At 68.9% G+C, this 19597-nt stretch carries 20 protein-coding genes; 14 read left to right on the top strand and 6 right to left on the bottom strand.

Annotated elements, in window-relative coordinates; genetic code table 11:
• Positions 1 to 557, bottom strand: a 557-nt coding sequence (locus tag QOI01_RS29710; protein WP_526386751.1) for an EamA family transporter, incomplete at its 3' end; no start/stop codon positions are given.
• 75 nt (positions 558 to 632) lie between these two features.
• Here QOI01_RS29710 and QOI01_RS29715 point away from each other — a divergent pair.
• Both QOI01_RS29715 and eccB read left to right on the top strand, forming a co-directional pair.
• Entirely contained in the window at positions 633 to 1190 is a 558-nt protein-coding gene (locus tag QOI01_RS29715) for a CGNR zinc finger domain-containing protein (protein ID WP_526386753.1), read from the top strand.
• A 78-nt stretch (positions 1191 to 1268) separates the two neighbouring features.
• Positions 1269 to 2666, top strand: a complete 1398-nt coding sequence (gene eccB / locus QOI01_RS29720; RefSeq protein ID WP_526386755.1) for a type VII secretion protein EccB — start codon at positions 1269 to 1271, stop codon at positions 2664 to 2666.
• Here eccB and mycP read toward each other — a convergent pair.
• Complete coding sequence (gene mycP, locus QOI01_RS29725; RefSeq protein ID WP_526386757.1) at positions 2631 to 4001, bottom strand: type VII secretion-associated serine protease mycosin; 1371 nt, start codon at positions 3999 to 4001, stop codon at positions 2631 to 2633. The genes eccB and mycP overlap by 36 nt on opposite strands.
• Complete coding sequence (gene eccD, locus QOI01_RS29730; RefSeq protein ID WP_526386758.1) at positions 3998 to 5284, bottom strand: type VII secretion integral membrane protein EccD; 1287 nt, start codon at positions 5282 to 5284, stop codon at positions 3998 to 4000. Before eccD ends, mycP begins: the two co-directional genes overlap by 4 nt.
• 120 nt (positions 5285 to 5404) lie before the next feature.
• On the opposite strand from eccD, the gene eccCa reads away from it, so the two are divergent.
• The 4 genes from eccCa to QOI01_RS29750 all read left to right on the top strand — a co-directional run bounded on the left by eccCa (position 5405) and on the right by QOI01_RS29750 (position 10912).
• Complete coding sequence (gene eccCa / locus QOI01_RS29735) at positions 5405 to 9046, top strand: type VII secretion protein EccCa (protein WP_526386760.1); 3642 nt, start codon at positions 5405 to 5407, stop codon at positions 9044 to 9046.
• Positions 9043 to 10188 carry a type VII secretion-associated protein gene (locus QOI01_RS29740; protein WP_526386762.1) on the top strand — a complete coding sequence of 382 codons (1146 nt, stop codon included), beginning with the start codon at positions 9043 to 9045 and terminating at the stop codon, positions 10186 to 10188. The genes eccCa and QOI01_RS29740 overlap by 4 nt, the downstream gene beginning before the upstream one ends.
• A gap of 73 nt (positions 10189 to 10261) precedes the next feature.
• Positions 10262 to 10573 (top strand): WXG100 family type VII secretion target, encoded by a 312-nt coding sequence (locus QOI01_RS29745; protein ID WP_526386764.1) that lies wholly within the window; start codon positions 10262 to 10264, stop codon positions 10571 to 10573.
• A 42-nt stretch (positions 10574 to 10615) separates the two neighbouring features.
• Complete coding sequence (locus QOI01_RS29750) at positions 10616 to 10912, top strand: WXG100 family type VII secretion target (RefSeq protein WP_526386766.1); 297 nt, start codon at positions 10616 to 10618, stop codon at positions 10910 to 10912.
• A gap of 111 nt (positions 10913 to 11023) precedes the next feature.
• Here the strand turns inward: QOI01_RS29750 and QOI01_RS29755 are convergent, their stop codons facing one another.
• Entirely contained in the window at positions 11024 to 11212 is a 189-nt protein-coding gene (locus QOI01_RS29755) for a hypothetical protein (RefSeq protein WP_526386767.1), read from the bottom strand.
• 172 nt (positions 11213 to 11384) lie between these two features.
• On the opposite strand from QOI01_RS29755, the gene rplM reads away from it, so the two are divergent.
• The 6 genes from rplM to QOI01_RS29785 all read left to right on the top strand — a co-directional run bounded on the left by rplM (position 11385) and on the right by QOI01_RS29785 (position 16182).
• Complete coding sequence (gene rplM / locus QOI01_RS29760; RefSeq protein WP_526386769.1) at positions 11385 to 11828, top strand: 50S ribosomal protein L13; 444 nt, start codon at positions 11385 to 11387, stop codon at positions 11826 to 11828.
• A gap of 14 nt (positions 11829 to 11842) precedes the next feature.
• Positions 11843 to 12355: a 30S ribosomal protein S9 gene (gene rpsI, locus QOI01_RS29765; RefSeq protein ID WP_526386784.1), complete on the top strand. Its 513-nt coding sequence runs from the start codon at positions 11843 to 11845 to the stop codon at positions 12353 to 12355.
• A 92-nt stretch (positions 12356 to 12447) separates the two neighbouring features.
• Positions 12448 to 13782, top strand: coding sequence for a phosphoglucosamine mutase (gene glmM, locus QOI01_RS29770; RefSeq protein WP_526386771.1), 1335 nt, complete (start codon positions 12448 to 12450; stop codon positions 13780 to 13782).
• A gap of 42 nt (positions 13783 to 13824) precedes the next feature.
• Positions 13825 to 14130, top strand: coding sequence for a DUF7162 family protein (locus tag QOI01_RS29775; RefSeq protein ID WP_526386773.1), 306 nt, complete (start codon positions 13825 to 13827; stop codon positions 14128 to 14130).
• Positions 14131 to 14132: 2 nt separating this feature from the next.
• On the top strand, positions 14133 to 15563 hold the full coding sequence (locus QOI01_RS29780; RefSeq protein WP_526386775.1) for a hypothetical protein: 1431 nt from the start codon (positions 14133 to 14135) through the stop codon (positions 15561 to 15563).
• 10 nt (positions 15564 to 15573) lie between these two features.
• Positions 15574 to 16182 (top strand): diacylglycerol-binding protein, encoded by a 609-nt coding sequence (locus tag QOI01_RS29785; protein ID WP_526386777.1) that lies wholly within the window; start codon positions 15574 to 15576, stop codon positions 16180 to 16182.
• On the opposite strand, the gene QOI01_RS29790 is transcribed toward QOI01_RS29785, so the two are convergent.
• Entirely contained in the window at positions 16145 to 17020 is an 876-nt protein-coding gene (locus QOI01_RS29790; RefSeq protein WP_526386778.1) for a LysR family transcriptional regulator, read from the bottom strand. The two genes, QOI01_RS29785 and QOI01_RS29790, sit on opposite strands and share 38 nt — an antisense overlap.
• Positions 17021 to 17090: 70 nt before the next feature.
• Between QOI01_RS29790 and QOI01_RS29795 the strand changes: the two genes are divergently transcribed.
• Positions 17091 to 17807 (top strand): SDR family NAD(P)-dependent oxidoreductase, encoded by a 717-nt coding sequence (locus QOI01_RS29795; RefSeq protein WP_526386780.1) that lies wholly within the window; start codon positions 17091 to 17093, stop codon positions 17805 to 17807.
• Position 17808: 1 nt separating this feature from the next.
• Here the strand turns inward: QOI01_RS29795 and QOI01_RS29800 are convergent, their stop codons facing one another.
• Positions 17809 to 18849, bottom strand: coding sequence for an LLM class F420-dependent oxidoreductase (locus tag QOI01_RS29800; protein WP_526386782.1), 1041 nt, complete (start codon positions 18847 to 18849; stop codon positions 17809 to 17811).
• A gap of 674 nt (positions 18850 to 19523) precedes the next feature.
• Here QOI01_RS29800 and QOI01_RS29805 point away from each other — a divergent pair.
• Positions 19524 to 19597 (top strand): twin-arginine translocase TatA/TatE family subunit (locus QOI01_RS29805; RefSeq protein ID WP_526386786.1); only part of this gene is annotated, 74 nt, incomplete at its 3' end.

Below are 19597 nucleotides of genomic sequence, written 5' to 3' on the forward strand. Positions count from 1 at the left end.
GACATCATGAAGTAGCACGCCGCGCAGATGGCCGCGGCCAGTCCCCATCCGACGCCGACCAGGTTGATGTGGGCGCCCGAGAAGCCGCCGCTCTCGAAAACCCCGAGCACCAGCATGATTCCCGCGACTGCCAGCGCGACGCCCGCCATCGTCAGATTGCTCGGCCTGCGCCGGGTGGTGGCCCAGAGCCATCCGACAACGAGGACGGGGGAGGTGTATTCGAGCAGGAGCGCGACGCCGACCGACAGGTGCGCGACGGCGTTGTAGTAGCAGAGCTGCGCGCCGGCGATCGGAACGATGCCGTAGGCGACGACCGTCTTCCAGTGCTGCAGCGCCTCGCGAACCCAGCCGGGCTTGACCAGCGTGGCGAACACGGCCATCGCGACCGCGCCTCCCGCCAGGCGTGCGGTGACGGCTGCGGTGGGACTCCACCCGGACTCCATCAGGGACTTGCCGAGGGGGCCGGACATGCCGAAGGCGAGCGCCGAACCGAGCGCGAAGAGCAGGCCGAGCCGAAAATGGTCGGCAGCGGGCCGCACGTCCGTCGTCGCAGGCACCTGGCACCTCCTGGCATGTAATGAGTAATGTGGATGTTGCTCATGACGCTACGGCTGGACAGAGTCAGGAGTCAAATGCATTTCAGTCATGACACAGAACTCACACTCCGTGCAGCGTGTGTCCTGATCAACACCGACCGGGTCGATGGCGAGCAGCTCGGTGACATGGCGCCGCTTGATGAGTACCTGGCCGGTTTCGGATGGACGGGACGGCGGGACGGGGACGCCGCCGAACTCGACTCCGTGCACCGGTTGCGTACGCGGATCGGCAAGATCTGGTCGCATTCGGACGACGAGGAACGCGTCGTCGGTCAGGTGAACGCATTGCTGAGCGATACCCGCGCCTCGCCATGGTTGACCCGGCACGCCGAGATGCCGGAGTGGCACCTACACCTGGCGTCGATCCACGACCCGCTGTGGCAGCGCATGGGCGCCGAGATGGCCATGGCCCTGGCAGACCTGATCCGGGCAGGAGAACTGCGCAGACTCAAGACGTGTGCGGCACCGGATTGCGAGGCGGTGCTGATCGACTTGTCCCGCAACCGGTCCCGCATGTTCTGCGACACCGGAAACTGTGGAAACCGTCAGCACGTGGCGGCTTACCGAGAGCGCCAGGCGCGCGAGGAGAGCTGACCGGCCCGCCTACGGGCGACTCCAAATCGGTGCGCCGGTGGGCCTTCCGACGCCGTTAGGCTGGCTGCCGGGGGAGACATGACTCGGCAACCGGCGACGCGGCAACAGATCGGCGCGCAACGCTTTCTGACGCGGCGCTTGGCGCACGCTCTGGTGCGCAGAGACGTCGCGATGCACGACGATCCGCTACGGGCACAGTCGCTGTCGCTCGTCGTCGGATGTCTCCTCGCGGCGATCGCCATCGCGGCGTGTGCCGTTCTCGCGCTGGTGCGGCCGCGAGGCGTTCCTGCCTCGGCGCCGATCGTGATGGCCGGCGAATCCGGCGCGCTGTACGTCCGCATCGACGACACCCTTCACCCCGTCCTCAACCTCGCCTCGGCACGGCTCATCGCACGGTCGGCGGCCAGCCCCGTGGCTGCCAGCGAGGCGGCCATCGCCAGGGCCAAGCGGGGACCCATGATGGGGATTCCAGGTGCGCCGGCGACCATCGGTGCACCGGTACGCGGGTCGGCCTGGACGGTGTGCGACGGCGATCGCACGGTGGTCGCGGTCGGTGACCAACCGCTCGACCGGTTCGACGCGTCACGGCCCGTGCTGGTGACACCGCGCGGCGAGAGTGCGGCGACGACGTATCTGCTCTACGACGGCCACCGCGCCGAAGTCGATCTGCGCAGCACGGCCGTCGTCCGAGCATTGCGCCTGGGCGGGGTTGCCCCCGTTCGTGTTTCGCGAACGCTGCTCGACGTCGTACCGGAGGCGCCCGCCCTCGCGGTCCCACGCATCGCGGGAGCCGGCGAAGTGGGACCCGCCGCGCTGGGCGGTGTGCCCATCGGCACGGTGGTGCGCGTTCAGCGTGCCGAGCTGTCGGAGCACTACGTGGTGCTGCGTGACGGCATGCAGTCCATCGGCGAAGTTGCCGCCGATCTCATCAGGTTCGCCTACGACCGGTATGCCAAACCGGTGGCCGCGGTCGCACCTGCGGCAATTGCGGCGCTCCCGATCGTGACCGGCCTTTCGGTGACCACCTTCCCGCAGCATGCCCGCACCCCGGTCGGTCGCGCGGACGGTCGCGCCGTTTGCGCCCAGTGGAGGCCGCGCGGATCGACGTCGTCGTCGTCGAACACCGTTGTGCTCAATGGGGGTTCGCGCAGCGAGGATCTGCTGGACGCCGGGGTCCTCGCGCAGGCGGACGGCGAGGGCCCGAACGTCGACGCGGTGGTCATCTCAGGCGGTGCCAGCGCATATGTCCGGTCGGCCCGAATCTCCGGCGACGACGGGACGACCGGTGCGCGCTTCATGGTCTCCGACGCGGGTGTGCTGTTCGGGGTTCACGACTACGACGCCGCGAAGTTCCTGGGTCTCGGGCCATCACCGGATGCCGCGCCATGGCCGGTCCTCGCACATCTGCCCCGCGGGCCCGAACTCAGCACCGATGCGGCGTCAATCGCCAGGGACGGGATCCCGACCCCGTCGTAACCGGTTCGCCGACAACGTCATCGCTCCCGTCGCCACCGCGATGCACACCGCGGCGCCGACCAGCGAGACCCGACGCGGCGCGGGGTCGGGGCTTGTCGGGTCCGGGTCTGCCTGCGTAGTGGGCGTCGGCGTCGAGGCGGTCGCGGCTCCTGCCCCGTCGGCGCTGACCGCGGCCAGCACGTCGACGACGCCGTGGCCAACCCAGGGATCCCATCCGGCGGACGGGTGATGGGCGGTGTCCTCGATCCGCCGAATGACCTGACGTGCCGTCAGATGAGGAGAGACGGCGCGCACCAGCGCGGCCATGCCGGTGACCACGGGCGCCGAGTAACTCGTACCCGAGATCGGTGACGGCTGGGAGGAGCCAGGAACGGTGTCGATCAACCCGTCGCCGTCCGGACTCAGCGACACGACGTCCTCACCAGGGGCGGCTACGTCCACCCATGGCCCTGCCAGAGTGAATGCCGACGGGCGCCCCTCGTGGTCGACGGAACCGACGGTCAAGACGTAGTCGTCGTACCAGGCAGGACTCACCACGACCTTCACGGCATCCCAGCTGGGGCGTCCAGGACGGGCCGGTTCGGGGGGCGGGTTCTGCTCCGGGCATTGACCTTCGCCGCCGACGTTTCCCGCCGCCGCGACGACCACGACGTTCTTGACGTCGACGGCGTAGGCCAGGGCGGCACCCAGGGACCGGTCATCGATACCCCGATCGGCGGCCACGCAGGCGACGGACGAGATGTTGATGACCGTCGCTCCGGCGTCCGCGGCCGTGCGGACGGCGGCCGCGAGCGTGTCGACGTCCCCGACCCCGGAGCCGCCCGATGCATCCGAAGGCCGAAAGACGTTGCTCGACTGGCGGATCCCAATGATGCCCGCCTCGGGTGCGATACCGCTGAACGCAGCGCCCGCCTCGCCATCGCTTGCCGCCCCGATGATCCCGGCCACGATCGTGCCGTGGCCGTCGCAGTCCTGGGTGCCGTCACCGGTCGACACGTAATCGCCGCCGGGCAACAGGCGGGGCAGGAGCCGGTGCCGGGCGACGCCGGTGTCGATCACGGCAACGGTCTGACCCGAGCCGCGGCTCAACTGCCAAACCGGTTGGAGCTCAGTCATGTCCAGCTGACCATCGGTGCCGGCGCCGGTGCGGGCACCTACCGGGCACGCCTCGGTCTGCTCGGTCGCCGCCGGTGGCGCGGGGGGCCGGGCGGCAGGCAGTCGTGAGCCGTCCACCGTCGGCGGTGTCACGGCAGCGGCGACCGGCGCCGTCCACACTGCGGAGATCACCGACACGATGGCGAACAGGCGCATTCCCCGCGCCGACGGGGCGGTCATCGCAGGTGAAACCCGCCGACGAGGTCGTACACACCGCTGACCCACCCCGCAGCGGGAACGACGGCTGCCAGCGCGGCGTACTCGAACTGGTCGACCAGCCGTGACCAGAAGGCCCCCGTCCTGGGTCTTCGAACGACGACCAGAGCGATCGCGATGAGAACGCCGCCAGTCACGCCGACGTACTCCCGGTGGGTGTTGAGCGCAACTCCGAGGCAGGTGACACCACTGATGAAGCCGGCTGCGCCCAAGGCGATTCTGCGCACCGGGTCCACGTAGCTGCGGGCCCGCAGGAGAAGCACCAACGTGAGCACGCCCGTGAACGCGAGGACGGCATGATCACCCGCGCCCCCGACCGCCACGATCACGGCACCGGAAGCGCTGCCCGCCGCGCCGCCGACGACGAGGCCGCTGAGTGTGGCATGGGCTGCCCCGGTGCGATCCGCCACATCGCCGTTTCCATGATCGGGCACGTGCCACTGATCGGATCCGAGCCCGGCGGCGAGCACCGAGAACCGAGGTGCCAGGGCGAGCAGAACGAGTGAGGCGCTCGAGAGCACCGCGCCGACCGCAGCGACGGGCATGGCGACGAGTGTCACCAGCGCGCTCAGCAGTGAAAACACCGCAGTGGCACTCAATGCCGCTGACGCCTTGCCAGACAGCCGGAGCATCAATAGCGACGCGGACACCGCCGCCGCGGCAGCCAGGAGGACGTTCGGCGCCGCGGGGCTCGACGGCACCGCGAGAAACCCCGTTGCCGACGCCAGGGATACGAAGGCCATGCTCGATGCCGTCCCGTAGCCGGTGGCCACCGTCATCGCCGCGGCCGCACAGGCTCCCGCCCCGGCGACGACTACGTTCGTCACCGCGTACGCGGAACCGGCGGAGGCGGCCAGCGCCACCGAAGTCAGGGCGGTGGCCGATACGCAGAATGCGCCGGGAAGGCTCTGGGCAAGGTTGCCCCCGGACATGGGTGCGACGACCGCCACGTGACCGGGCTCCATCGCCAGCGGTCCGAGCGCTGGTCCGTGACCTCGGCTGAGAGTGAGCAGCTCGCCGTCGTGAATATCGTTGTCGGTCAGGGAAAGTGCTTCATCCAGTATGCCCCCGGACATGCGGTCCAACCGCCAGTGCAGAGCCGCGGTGTCCGGTGCGGAGCGGCCGTCGACCATGTCGACGATGGCAGGCAAGAGCTCGCCGACCGGCGCGCCGGACGGCAACCCGACGTCGACCGTCACCGGATCGCCATCGCGATCGGTATGGATGCACACCCTGCGTACCGACATCTGATCACCCCCGAGCTCGTGTCACCGCAGTCACCCTAACGGCGCCACGGAAGTGACCGAGTCACCAATCTTCTTGGACCGAAGTGGAACGAAACAGGCTCCCGCAGCGTCCATTGAGCGATGGAACCATTGCGCTCGTCGCGTCTTTCGCCGCCGCCGTTCGATGACGGCGAGATCGTCGTCGAACGACCGCCCGACGTCCCGAAGGACCCGCCGACGCACGTCATGGCCCGGCTGCTCCCGCTGGGGATGATCCTCGCGATGGGCGGTATGACGGTGCTCTACTTCACCTCGGGGGCAGCATCCTCGCGTAGTCCGATGTTCCTGTTCCTTCCCGTCATGATGCTGGTCTCGGTGCTGGGCTCCGTCGCGTACCAGTCACGGGGAGCGCGCCGCGGTGGCGAGCTCGACCAGGACCGCCGCGGTTACCTCCGCTACCTCGACGCCCTGGATCAGGCGCTGGCGAGAACCAGTGACGCACAACATGCGTCACTGCACTGGAGCCATCCCGAACCGGCGTCCACGTGGACCCTCGTCGGCGGCGCCCGCATGTGGGAGCGGCATCCTGACGATGAGGACTTCTGCCTCGTCCGGATCGGCGTCGGTGCCGGTCCACTGTCCACACCCCTGGTCCTGCCGGAGCCTGGGCCTGCCGAATCACGGGATCCGGTGACGGCGGGGGCACTTGCCAGGATGGTCGCCGATCGGTCGACGGTGCCGGGCTTGCCCATCACCGTCGACCTGCTCGCACACCCACGCATCTTCGTCGAGGGAGCGCAGGACGCAGCCCGCGGACTGGTGCGGGCCATGGTGTGCCAGTTGGCCGTGCTGCACGCCCCCGACGTACTGGAGATCACTGCCGTCGGCGATGCCTGCGAGCGCGAATGGGACTGGCTGAAATGGCTGCCGCATCATCGGCATTCAAGCCGGGTCGACCATGCGGCGCACCGGGTGGTCATCGTGGACGGTGGCCCTGACCCCGTCGACCGTCGTCAGCCGGCCGGGGGCGCGACGGTGGTGGTCATCGGTCAGACGCGGGCAGGTGACGGTCTGCGTCTGGACGTCAACGACCGCGTGGCCTTCGAACGGCCGGATGCGTTGACCTCGACTCAGGCGGTCGTCTGCGCCAGGAGGCTGGCACGGTTCGCTACGACTTCCACGCCGACCACGGGCACCGCGGACTGGCCGGACCTCGTCGGCATCGGTGACCTCGCGCGCATCGACTGCGAGCGGGTGTGGCGGCCACGGACGGGGGACCGACGCCTTCGGGTGGCCATCGGGGTGGGCGACCGCGGCGAACCCGTCGAACTGGACATCAAGGAGGCGGCCAACCGCGGTATGGGGCCGCACGGGCTGTGCGTTGGTGCGACCGGCTCCGGCAAGTCGGAGTTCCTGCGGACGCTGGCGCTCGGCCTGATCGCGACCCACCCGCCCGATGACCTGAACCTCGTCCTCGTCGACTTCAAGGGCGGGGCGACGTTTCTCGGCTTCGATCGTTTGAGACACGTCGCCGCCGTGGTCACCAACCTCTCCGAAGAACAGCACCTGGTGGCGAGGATGCGGGACGCCCTTGCCGGTGAGATGACGCGGCGGCAACGGCTGCTGCGGGGTGCGGGGAACTTTCTGAACGTCGGCGACTACGACGCGGCGCGTGCTCGGGGCGCGGACCTCGAGCCGCTGCCCGCCCTGCTCATCATCGTCGACGAGTTCTCCGAGCTGCTCAGCCAGCACCCCGACTTCGCCGAACTGTTCGTGGCCGTGGGCCGCCTCGGTCGCTCGCTCGGCATGCACCTGCTGCTCGCGAGTCAGCGCCTCGACGAAGGCCGGCTACGCGGGATCGAGACCCACCTGTCATACCGTGTCTGCTTGAAGACGTTCTCCGCCAGCGAGTCCCGAGCCGTACTCGGAACGACGGACGCCTATGAACTGCCTGCCACTCCCGGCGCGGCATTCCTCAAGACGGCGTCCGGTGACCTGGTGCGATTCCGTACCGCGTTCGTCTCCGGACCGGTCACTACGCCCACGCCGCCGCGCGGCGTGGTCCCGATGCGGTTCACTACGGCCAGTTCCCAGCAGCTGGGCGCAGAACGCCTCCATACCTCCGGATCTCGAGCCCTGCTGGACGTCGTGGTGGATGGATTGGCCGCCAGGGGCGAGGCCGCACATCAGGTATGGCTACCCCCGCTGGAGGTAGCGCCGACGCTCGGTGCCCTGCTCGCACGCGTCGGGCAACGGGGTACCCCGCTGGTCGTGCCGATCGGTTTGGTGGACAACCCGTTTGCGCAGCGACGCGATACCCTGCAGGTCGACCTGCGGGCGGCTGGCGGCAATGCTGCCGTCGTCGGCGGTCCGCGGGCTGGGAAGACGACCGCACTTCACACGCTGGTTCTGGGTCTCGCGGCAACCCACGACCCCGACGCGGTCCAGGTGTACGGGCTCGACTTCGGCGGCGGTTCACTGTCGGCGCTGCGGCTGCTACCGCACGTCGGGGCCGTCGCGGGCAGGTTCGACCGCGACCTCGCCCGCAGGATCGTCGCCCACGTTCAGGGCCTGGTCCGCGAGCGGGACACCCGGCGACGCAGGGGTGATGCGGAGCCTCGCAGCGACGCATTCCTGGTGATCGACGGCTGGGCAGTGGTGCGCCAGGAATTCGAGGGCATGGAGGAAGCCGTCACGGCAATTGCCGCGCAGGGACTCTCGGTCGGCGTGCACGTCGTCGTGGCCGCATCACGTTGGGCCGACATCAGACCCGCGCTCAAAGATCAGCTCAGCACCCGCATCGAACTGCGCCTGGGCGATCCGGCTGATTCGGAGATGGACCGCAAACGTGCCCGCCTCCTCGGCAGCCGGCCGGCGGGCCACGGGATCACCCCTGACGGCCTCGAATTCGCCGTCGCCTTGCCGCGCCTGGCCACCGGCGCCTCGAACCTCGTGCCCGACGTGGGGGTGCAAGATGTCCTACGCGCCGACGCGGCGACGGTGACGGCGCGCTACCCCGGACGCTCGGCGCCGGCCGTGCAGCTGTTGCCGTCGCTGGTACGCCACGCCGACGTCGTCGCGCAGTCCGAGGGTGGGGTGGCCATCGGGCTCGGGGAGGACGACCTACGCCCCGTCACCATCGACTTGGTGGCGCTTCCGCATCTGCTGATCCTCGGTGACACCGAGTGCGGCAAGACGACGACGTTGCGAACGCTGTGTCGCGAGATCGTGCGGAACAACGACGCCGCCTCGGCCCGAATCCTCGTCGTGGACTTTCGCCGGACGATGCTCGGCGTCCTCGAGTCCGACCATCTGCTCGGCTACGCCATGTCCACTGCCTCGGCCGAGGCACACGTGGCGACGGCCGTGGGCCTGCTGAACGCGCGACTGCCCGGCGAAGACGTCACACAGCGGCAGTTGCGCGACCGGTCCTGGTGGTCAGGACCGGAGGTCTACGTGGTCGTCGACGACTACGACCTGGTGGCGGGGGCGTCGGGCAACCCCTTGTCGCCGCTGCTCGACTTCTTGCCGCACTCACGGGATCTCGGCCTGCACATCGTGATCGCGCGACGTTCGGGCGGGGCCGCCCGCGCCATGTTCGATCCGATCCTGGCGCGGCTACGGGATCTCGGATGCACCGGTCTGATGATGAGTGCCAGCCCAGACGAGGGGGTCCTGCTCGGCTCGGTGCGTCCGTCGTCGCTGGCGGCGGGCCGGGGCACGCTGATCCGGCGTGGGCAGCGCGATCACCTCGTCCAGGTTTCCTGGACGGAGCCACCGTGAGCGACGCCGTCGTCGTGGTCGGGCCCAAGGCGATTGGGGGACCGGGCACCGTTGACCCCGAACTGGCCTCGGTGGCACTCGACTGCATCGACGACGATCTGGCGTTGGTCGACGACCGCGTCCTGCCCGTCGACGAACTGTGGGCAGACGTGCTGAGATCGGCGATGGGCGGGCCGTGTGACACCGCCATGCTGATCTGCCCGTCGTGGTGGGCGAATTCGCGCGTCGACCGGGTCACCGCGGCCGCCCTCGAGTCGACGGCGAATCCCGTCGTGCGCCGCAGGCTGGACGTGGTGACGTCGGATCCGACCGTGGTGGAGCTCGCACCCGAACTCGTCGTGGTGCACGCCGATGGGCAACGGCACGCGATCGCACGACCGAGCCCGTCCGCGGGTGTCGTCGACGCGGTCGTAGCCTGCGTCCAAGGACTCGATGCCGTGTCGATCGACGTCCCTTCGGGGCTGGCGCGCTTCGGCGCCGAGCTCTCCGCGGCGTTGCGGCGCAGGGGCGTCGACGTGACGATCGCCGACGATCACGCACTCGTCCGGGCAGCTCGCACGCAGCACCGCGCCCCGCGCGTCGACGACGTCCCGGTCTGGCGTCGCGTGGCGACTCCGCGCGCCGCGGCCGTCGCGGTGGCGGTGCTGTCGGCCACCGCGTTGTCGGCAGCGGCGGTGGGACTGCGTGCCCAGCCGGTGGATGCGGGGGATGCGACGTGGCTCGTCGAAGGACGGATCGCCGTCGAGGTTCCTGCGCGGTGGACGGTCGAGCGGATCACCTCCGGGCCGGGTTCGGCTCGGCTGCAGGTGGTTTCGCCGTCGAATCGGGCGGAGGTGATTCACGTCACACAGTCCGGGCTGCCGGGTGCGCAAACATTGGACGTGACTGCCGAGACGTTGAGAGCGGCGCTGGCCGAGGAGCCCGAAGGGGTCTTCGTCGAGTTCAGTGCGCTCGGTGAGCGAGCTCGGCGTCCCGCCGTGACCTACCGGGAGATCCGCCCCGACCGCCGCATCGACTGGACGGTGCTGATCGATGCCGGGGTGCGCATCGCGATCGGCTGCCAAGGCTCCGCCGAGCAGCCTGGTCCGGAGCAGCAGTGCGACCGGGTGATCGGCTCGGCGCATGCGGTCACTCGAAAGTGATTCGAAGGCAACGGAACCGGAACACGTTGCGGTGCGTCCAATCATTTAGACGCACACAACGGAAGGGTTTGCGATGACGAGTAGCGCATTGAATACCGACTTCGGCCTGATGTCGGCGGTCGCGGGCAAGATCGACGGTCGTAACGAGGAGATCCGGGCGATGCTACGGACCTTCATCGGTCAGATGACCAACGTGCCGCCGTCGGTGTGGGGAGGCGTTGCGGCGGCCCGGTTCCGTGACGTCGTCGACCGCTGGAACACCGAGTCGCTCGCGTTGCACGAGTCGCTGCAGCGGATCTCGGAGACGATCCGCTTCAACGAGCGAACCCTGCGGGACGCGGCTGATCAGCATTCGCACCGCATCGCCGCCGCCGACGCTCTCTAGCCCCCGTCAAAGCCACTGTCCACCAACACGAATGGAGCATCGATGGATGAGATTCTGTCATACGACTTCAACGAAATCGAATACACCGTGCGTCAGGAGATCCACAACACGTCCGCGCGGTTCAACGCGTCGCTGGACGATCTGCGCGCGCAGATAGTCCCACTGCAGGCGGTCTGGACCCGCGAGGCCGCAGAGGCCTACCGCGTCGAGCAGGCCAGGTGGGACCAGTCGGCGGCCGCGCTGAACGAAATCCTGATCAGCCTCGGCAACGCCGTGCGCGACGGCTCGGAGGAGGTCGCGGACACCGACCGGCGCGCGGCGGGCGCCTGGGGTTTCTAGGCGGCCGCCCAACCAGACCCTGTGCGGTCCCCAGCGGGAGGAGAGCTCGCTGGGACCGCACAGTCATGCCCATCGGCGCAATCGCCGATGTCGTTCCGATTCCGCGGCGGATCATGGGCGCCGTGCAGATGCGCCCAGTGCCGCGCCGATGACGCCGTCAGGTAGTTTCTCGGCCAGCAGCAGCGAGCCGTAGAGCCGCTTTTGCAGCCGGGTCTGGCCCGTGACGGAGGCCAGCACGACGTCGGCCAGCAGCCAGTGGCAGTCGATGGTTCTACGGACCCGCTGCCAGGGATCCACCATGGCGTTTTGACCTGCGGTGACAGTCGCCGGTAGGCTGCTCCGTTGGCGCGCGGTGAGTCCTTGGACTCAGCGGGTCCTCGGGTCTATGTCGGTCGCCGAGAACCTCAACCGTACGTGCTGACCGGCACCCGGGTCGCCCGGGACAAACCCGAGAGAGAAGAAGGTAAGCGCTGTGCCCACGTACACGCCGAAGGCCGGTGACACCACGCGCACGTGGTACGTCGTCGATGCCACCGACGTGGTCCTCGGCCGGCTCGCCGTCGCAGTGGCAACACTGCTGCGCGGCAAGCACAAGCCGACGTTCACGCCGAATGTCGACGGTGGCGACTTCGTCATCGTCATCAATGCGGACAAGGTCGCCATCAGTGGCGACAAGCTCGCCAACAAGTACGCCTACCGCCACTCGGGTTACCCCGGCGGCCTGCGCAGGCGCACCATCGGCGAAATGATGGCCAAGAACCCCGAAAAGGTCGTGGAGAACGCGATAGTCGGCATGCTCCCGCACAACAAGCTGAGCCGTCAGATCCAGAAGAAGCTGAAGGTGTACTCGGGCCCCGAGCATCCGCACATCGCTCAGCAGCCCGTTCCGTTCGAGATCAAGCAGGTGGCCCAGTGACCGAGACGACTGACGTGACCGAACCGACCGAGGTCGAAGAAGCGACCGAGGCGCCCGAAGCCGTTGAAACGGTCGAGGTCGTCGAGGTCGTCGAGACCGCCGCGGCCGACGAGGCCCCGGCCCGCGAGCCGCTCCTGCTCGACCGTGCCATCCAGACCGTCGGCCGCCGCAAGGAGGCCGTGGTGCGGGTTCGCCTCACGCCCGGCACCGGCAAGTTCACCCTGGACGGCCGCAGCCTGGAGGAGTACTTCCCGAACAAGGTGCACCAGCAGCTCATCAAGGCTCCGCTGGTGCTCGTGGATCGGCTTGACACCGTCGACATCTTCGCCCACCTCGATGGCGGTGGCCCCTCCGGACAGGCGGGCGCGCTGCGCCTGGCCATCGCACGGGCGCTGATCATCGTGCAGCCCGAGGACCGCCCGCCGCTGAAGAAGGCCGGCTTCCTCACACGTGACCCGCGTGCGATCGAACGCAAGAAGTACGGTCTGAAGAAGGCCCGCAAGGCGCCGCAGTACAGCAAGCGCTGACCTGTTCGGCACTGTTTGGCCGCGAGCGTGCGCGTCTGGTTTCGTTTCGGCGTCCAGGCGCGCACGCTCTCGGTTTGTCTAGGAGGGTGCGCATGGGTCGACTGTTCGGCACCGACGGAGTCCGTGGCGTCGCCAATACCGATCTGACCGCCGAGCTGGCGCTCGCCCTCGGGTCCGCGGCCGCACGTCGACTCGGGACTTCCGGAGAGCAGCGTCGGGTGGCCGTCGTCGGCCGTGACCCCCGGGCCAGCGGAGAAATGCTCGAAGCCGCGGTCATCGCAGGCATCACCAGTGAGGGCGTGGACGCGTTGCGAGTGGGCGTGCTGCCGACCCCCGCCGTGGCCCACCTGACGGGCGCGTATGGCGCCGAGTTCGGCGTCATGATCTCCGCGTCGCACAACCCGATGCCCGACAACGGCATCAAGATCTTCGGGCCCGGAGGGCACAAGCTCGACGACGCGGCCGAGGACCGCATCACCGAACTTCTCAGCGCGGGGCCGGGCAACCGTCCCGTAGGCGCGGGGATCGGCCGCGTGCTCGATGCCGACGACGCCCTCGAGCGCTACCTGCGGCACGTGGCGACGGCTGCGCTCGCCCGGCTGGACGGCACGACCGTGGTGGTCGACTGCGCGCATGGCGCTGCGTCGGCCGCCGCACCGCTGGCCTACCGCGCCGCGGGCGCCACCGTCATCGCGATCAACGCGGAACCCAACGGCCTCAACATCAATGACGGCTGCGGGTCGACCCACTTGGAGGTACTGCAGCAGGCGGTGCTGACGCACGCCGCCGACCTTGGCCTGGCCCACGACGGCGACGCCGATCGCTGCCTGGCCGTCGACGCAGCCGGTCGCGTCGTCGACGGGGACGCGATCATGGTGATCCTCGCCCTGGCCATGCGCGATGCCGGCGAGTTGGCGTCGAACACGTTGGTGGCCACGGTGATGAGCAATCTCGGCCTGCACATCGCGATGCGCGGGGCGGGTATCGAGGTCCGCACCACCGCCGTCGGTGATCGCTACGTGTTGGAGGAGTTGCGCGCGGGCGAGTATTCGTTGGGCGGCGAGCAGTCCGGTCACATCGTGATGCCAGCGCTCGGCACCACCGGCGACGGGATCGCCACCGGGTTGCGCATGATGTCGAGGATGGCGCAGACCCGATCGACCCTGGCTACGCTCGCCGCGCCGATGCAGACCCTCCCGCAGGTGCTGATCAACGTCGCGGTGACGGACAAGGCCACCGTCGCGGAGGCACCGTCGGTGGTGTCCGCCGTTGCCTTGGCAGAGGCCGAACTCGGCGAGACCGGTCGAATCCTGTTGCGTCCCTCGGGAACCGAACAGGTGGTGCGGGTGATGGTCGAAGCGGCCGACGAGGATACCGCGCGACTGCTGGCGTCCCGCGTCGCGGATTCGGTCAGCGAACAGTGCTGAATCCCCGGAACCGAACGGGCACCCGGTGCGTCATAACCCGGCATGGGAGAAATTGAGTCCGCGCACGTCGACGTCGGTGCGCTCTTCGACGTCGCAGGCCGATATGACGCGGTCGCGGACGTCGTCGACGCTCTGGCACGCACGCATCTGGCCCGGCTGAGCTTCGACGGGTCGGTCTCGGGTCGCGATTACGCGGCGCGCGGCGACGCCCAGCGGCGGGCCGTCGACGAGGTCGTCGACCAGATGCACCTATGGGCCAGGGCGGCCCGCGAGATCGCCTCGGCGCTGCGCTCTTCCGGTGCTCGCTACGTCGACGTCGATGCGCGCAGCGCTGCGCGGTTGGGGTGAGCGTGGCGAATCCATTCGACGTCGCGTCGCGACTCGCCGAGGGGCAACCCGCCGTTGAGGACATCGAGGAGTACGTGACGGCGTGCCACCGCCTGGGTTATCAGCACTCCGATCTGACGGCTCGTGCCACGCAGGTGCGTGACTGGTATGCCAGTGAGGACGGGCTCGACCTGCGGGTGTTGGACGGCGACTGCGCGGTGCTGTCGGCGGTGGCGTCCGCGGCCGAGGATGCGGCCCGCACCCAGGCCGACCTGGTAGCTGAGCTGTCCGCGGCTTGGTCCGGCAGAGGTGCGGCGGCGGCGCGCGAATTCACCTGGCGCAGTGGTCAAGCGGCGAGCGCAGTCAGCGTGGCGGTCCGCGCGTCGGCGAATGCGGCGGCGACTCTTCGGGACGAACTGTGGCGCGCAGTCGATGCGAAGGTGGCTGCCGTCCAGGCCATCGACGGCAGGCATCAGGCACAGCGCGCCCAGTGGCTGGCCGCCGCCAAGACGATGACGGGTGGTGCGGGAGACCTCGCGGCGGCCAGTGAACTGATCGATCAAGAGGTGAAGCCGTTCGTGGACAACGACATCGGCACGGACTGGCTGACGGCGATGCGTGTCGCCAACGCGTCCATCAACGGAGCCTACGACGCCGCGCTCGCCACGACGACGGCCGCGCCACGCGCGGTGTTCGACGTGCCCGGCGAGCTGGGGCCGCGTGCCGCGACGCCCGAACCCGTCGCGGCGACGGGTGATGCGCCGTCGCCGTCGTCGTCGGTTCAGACCGTTCCTGCGGCGGCCGTCTCGTCGGCTCCGGCTCCGGCTCCGGCTCCGGTGCCTGCCGCCTCTGCGGCCATGCCATCGCCGCCCGTCCCGCCCGCGGCACCGTGGGCCGGCTCCGCACCCGCCATGCCACCGCCCCTCGTCGATCCCGCCGCCCAGGCGCCCGCCGCTGCGATGCCTCCTCCTGCAGCGCCGTCGATGCCCCCGCTGGGAGACCTCGGCGCGGGCACGCCCTCGACCGGAACCGGTCTGGCGGGATTCGGCCAGCAGCTGGCCGACCTGATCGGCGGGCTGGCCGGATCGACCGACGACGGACTGCCCGACCCCGCGGACGTCGACGAGCTTGACAGCGTGGACGGCCCAGTCGAGCCGACGCTCGACGACGAGACGGTCGACCCGGACCCATCTGACGACGAAACAGAGGAGGCCCCACTCGACCAAGACCCGGTCGCCGAGAAGGTTGTGGAGCCGGGGGCGGGGACCGTGGAATGCGGTGAGCCCACCGACGGGCCCGCGCCGGATTCAGCTCCAGCACCGATAGTGGTTGAGCCGCAACCCGATCTGCCGCCACCACCACCGCCGCAACCCATGCCCGAGGCGGTTGCCGAGATCACCGAGCCGACACCGTGCGAGATTGCAGCCGACGAGCTGCCACAGGTCGGGGAGTAGCGTCCGTCGCGTGAGACTGCGCATGCCACAGGTGGTGTTCCTGATTCTGCTCGGGGCAGCGGCATCGCTCGTTGGCGACCACAGTCACGTTGCCACGGGCACCACGGTCTACTTCACGCACGCGGTGCCGTTCGTGTGGAGCAGTCCGGTCTGGTTTCCGGCGATGGTCGGTCTGGCGACCGTCTCACTGGCCGAACTTCGCCTGCACCTGCCCGACGTGCGGACCACGGTCACTGCCCGGCGGGGTCTGGCCGGCGTCGCGGCGGTCGTCGGCGCCTACGTCACCACCGCCCTGGTGCACACCGCACCCGAGGTGCCCGGGATTGCGCTGATCACCGCGATGGCCGTGATCACGTGGTGTGTGCTCGGCGACAGGCCGTCGGTGGTGTGCGGGGTGCTGGCGGCGGTGATCGGCCCCGTGGTCGAGATCGCGCTCGTAGGCGCAGGGGTGTTCGCCTACAACGCCGGCTCCGACGGACTCTTCGGTGTCGGCCCATGGCTGCCGCCGCTGTACTTCGTGTTCGGCGTCGTGGTCGCACTGCTCGGCGAGCTGTGTGCCAAGGGTCGGCAGCCGGCGACGGTCAGATCGTCTGATCGCGGCACGCCAGCGCCGCGGTGATGAACTCGTCACGCGCCGCGTTGGGCACCTCGGCATTCCAGATCAGCGTGACCCGGCTGGGCCCGATGTCCTCGATCGGCACGACCCGCACGTCGGGTCGTCGATAGAACTTCGTCGTCGACCGCGGCAGCACCGCGAATCCTTCATGTGCCGCAACCAGTTCCAACTTCTCCTCGATTGTCGACGCCATCTTGCGTGACGAGGCGCGGCGCTGCTCGGCGTCGGCGATCACCCGCCACTCGGGCAAGGTCCCCGGGTCCTGCAGCAGGCGGCGCGAGGCCAGCTCGGCGAGCTTGATCGACGGTCGCGTCGCCAGCGGGTCTCGGACGGACAGCAGCGCGTCGCGTGGCTCGTCGAGGAGATGAGCCGTGCCCAGACCGGTGCGTTCGATTGGCTCACGGGCGTACACCACGTCGGCCTGTCCGCTCTGCACGACTGAGACCTGCTCGCCCCACCACACCTGTGTCACCCGGACGCGGTAGGACGGGTCCGCGGCCTCGAAGGCCCTCACGGCGGCGGTGGCGAGCAGACCCGGTACCAGCCCGACGGTCACCGTGACGGTGGCCGTCTCCACGTGGCGGAGGCGTTCCCGCAACGCCGTCGACTCGGCGAGCATGAAGCGGCCGTCCTCGAGCAACTGCGTGCCTGCGGCCGTGAGCGCGGTGCCCCGCGAGCTGCGCGAGAACAGGCTGACCCCCAACTCGTCCTCGAAGGCGCGAATCTGCCTGGACAGCACGGGTTGTGCGATGTGCAGGCGCCGGGCTGCGCGCCCGAAGTTCAGTTCCTCCGCCACCGCCACGAAGTATCGCAGCTTGCGCATGTCGAGATCAGTCGCCATACCCCAAGGGTATCGCCGAACGACCAAAAGGGTCTTGGACGAGCACTTCGTTCGCGGGGACCGTGGAGCCATGAGTCTGAAGAACAAGAGAGTCCTCGTCATCGGCGGCACCTCCGGCATCGGACTTGGCGTCGCCAGAGCCGTCGCCGAACGCGGCGGTGTCCCGATCGTCGCGTCGCGCAAGCAGTCCAGCGTGGACGGTGCGTTGGCGCGGCTGCCCGATGACGCCCGCGGCGCCGTCGTCGATCTGGCGGACTCCGATGCGCTCGACCGGTTCGCCGCAGACGTCGGCGAGATCGACCACCTGGTGTTCACCGCGGGCGAGTCGCTGGAGATGGCCAAGATCACCGATCTCACCCCCGACGTCATCTCGGGCTTCTTCACCACGCGCTTCGTCGGAGCGTTGAACACGGTCCGGGTCTTCGCACCGAGCATCGCGGCGGGCGGATCGATCACGATGACGAGCGGGACTGCCGCTCACCAGCCTGGCTTCGGAGTGTTACCGGTGAGCATCTGCGGGGCGATGAATGCGGCGACGACCGCGCTGGCCGTCGAGCTCGCCCCGATCCGCGTGAACGCCGTTGCGCCGGGGGTAGTTCGGACGCCGCTGTGGGACGCGTTCGGCGACGATGCGCGGAAGGCGGTGTTCGACGATGCGGCGCAGAGACTTCCGCTGGGTCGGATCGGCGAGGTGGAGGACGTGGCGCTGGCGTATGTGTACTGCATGGAGCAGGCCTACGGGACCGGCGTCGTGCTCACCGTCGACGGAGGGACGCTACTGGTCTAACTCAATTGGCCATGGTGACGAGTTCCGAGCAGAACTTCACCGCTTCGCGATCGTCGTTCGCAAGCGGATGCACCAGCATCGTCGTGACCCCGGCTTCGGCGTAGGCGGCCAGGCGTTCCGTGACGAACCCGGCGGGCCCGACCAGCGAAACGTTGCGGACCAGCTCGTCGGGCACGGCGGCGATGGCCTCGGTCTTCTTGCCCGCCAGGTAGAGATCCTGGATGTGGTCGGCGACGTCGCCGTAGCCGTATCGCGTGGCAAGGTTGTGGTAGAAGTTCTTGCCGCGTGCGCCCATCCCGCCGATGTACAGCGCCAGTTGGGGTTTCGCCCACGCCAGCCGGTCATCGACGTCGTCGCCGATGGCCAGGCTGGCGGAGACCATGACGTCGAGCGGACCGAGGTCGGGGTCGCGCTTGGCGGCCCCGGCGCGCAGTGCGTCGCCCCATACGTCGTCGGCCTTCTCGGGGTAGTAGAACACCGGCTGCCAGCCTTCGGCGATCTCGGCGGTAAGCTGGACGTTCTGCGGGCCGAGCGCGGCGATGGTGATCGGGATACGTTCGCGCACTGGATGATTGATGAGCTTGAGCGGCATGCCGAGGCCCGTGCCGCGGTCCGCGGGCAGTGGCACCTGGTAGTACTTGCCGTCGAACTGCACCTTCTCGCGGCGCCAGACCTGGCGGCAGATCTCGACCACCTCGCGGGTGCGGCCCAGCGGCGCGTCGAACGGCACGCCGTGGAAGCCCTCGACCACCTGCGGGCCTGACGTGCCGATGCCGAGCCGGAACCGGCCGTCGGAGACGTAGTCGACGCCGGCCGCCGTCATCGCCAGCAGCGTCGGGGTGCGGCTGTAGATCGGGACGACGCCGGAGCCCAGTTCGATGGTGGAGGTCTTGGCCGCGAGATAGCCCAGCTGGCTGATCGCGTCGTAGGAGTAGGCCTCGGCGACGAGGGCGATGTCGACCCCGCACTTCTCGAGTTCCACCACCTGGTCGGCTGCCTCCCGGAAGCCGCTGGCATAGCTCAGGAAGATTCCGGTGCGCATAGACGGCATCGTTGGTTTATATCACCATCAACCAGTTGGTTGGGATTTGGGGTAGGAGTCGCGCAGTGGCGGTCGGGCACCGGTGCACGAGCGCTTCTGGCATGGTGGGGCGTTTTCAACGGAATCGAGGCGCGGTCGGGCTCAGCTTCATTTCCATCACCGGCAGCTCGCGGCGGTGTCCTGGCCAAGGCCTATCGCGGTGTATGGGGCCTGCCCCGGCCGAGATGGGGACAGGGTGCGCAATGCGCAACCCCATCACTGCACAGGATGGGCCTGCCGGAGCCGGCGCTAGTGAAAATACTGTGTTAAGGCAATGTTCGAAGATATGTAGTGTCAATTTCCGCCGAACGAGTCAGAAGCATCAAGGCGATCGGAGCTTCGCATGGCACGCGTTAGGCTAGTCCGAGGCCGGTGGAGTGCGCTCTGGCGGCGAGTCGACGTGGCGATCAACCAGCGCGAGATCCTGAAGTGGGGTTCACTAGGTTTCGCGGGTGCCATCGTCCTTACCAGAGAACAGGAAACGCGCTCGGCCGCAGCACCATCGGGTGCCGGCTTCGACTAGGCGTAGACACCCTGCGAGACGAGCACCGACGGCAAACACGCCTTCAGCGAAACGGCTTGCTCCAACGCGGGCCGCATCGACACACGGGCATAGACATCTAGGAGGAAATCACATGGGTGCTCTCGGTCCCTGGCATTGGGCAATCCTCGCCGTCGTCGTCATTCTGCTCTTCGGTGCCAAACGCCT

This window comes from Mycobacterium sp., assembly GCF_032162605.1.
In the GTDB taxonomy this organism is placed as follows: Bacteria; Actinomycetota; Actinomycetes; order Mycobacteriales; family Mycobacteriaceae; genus Mycobacterium.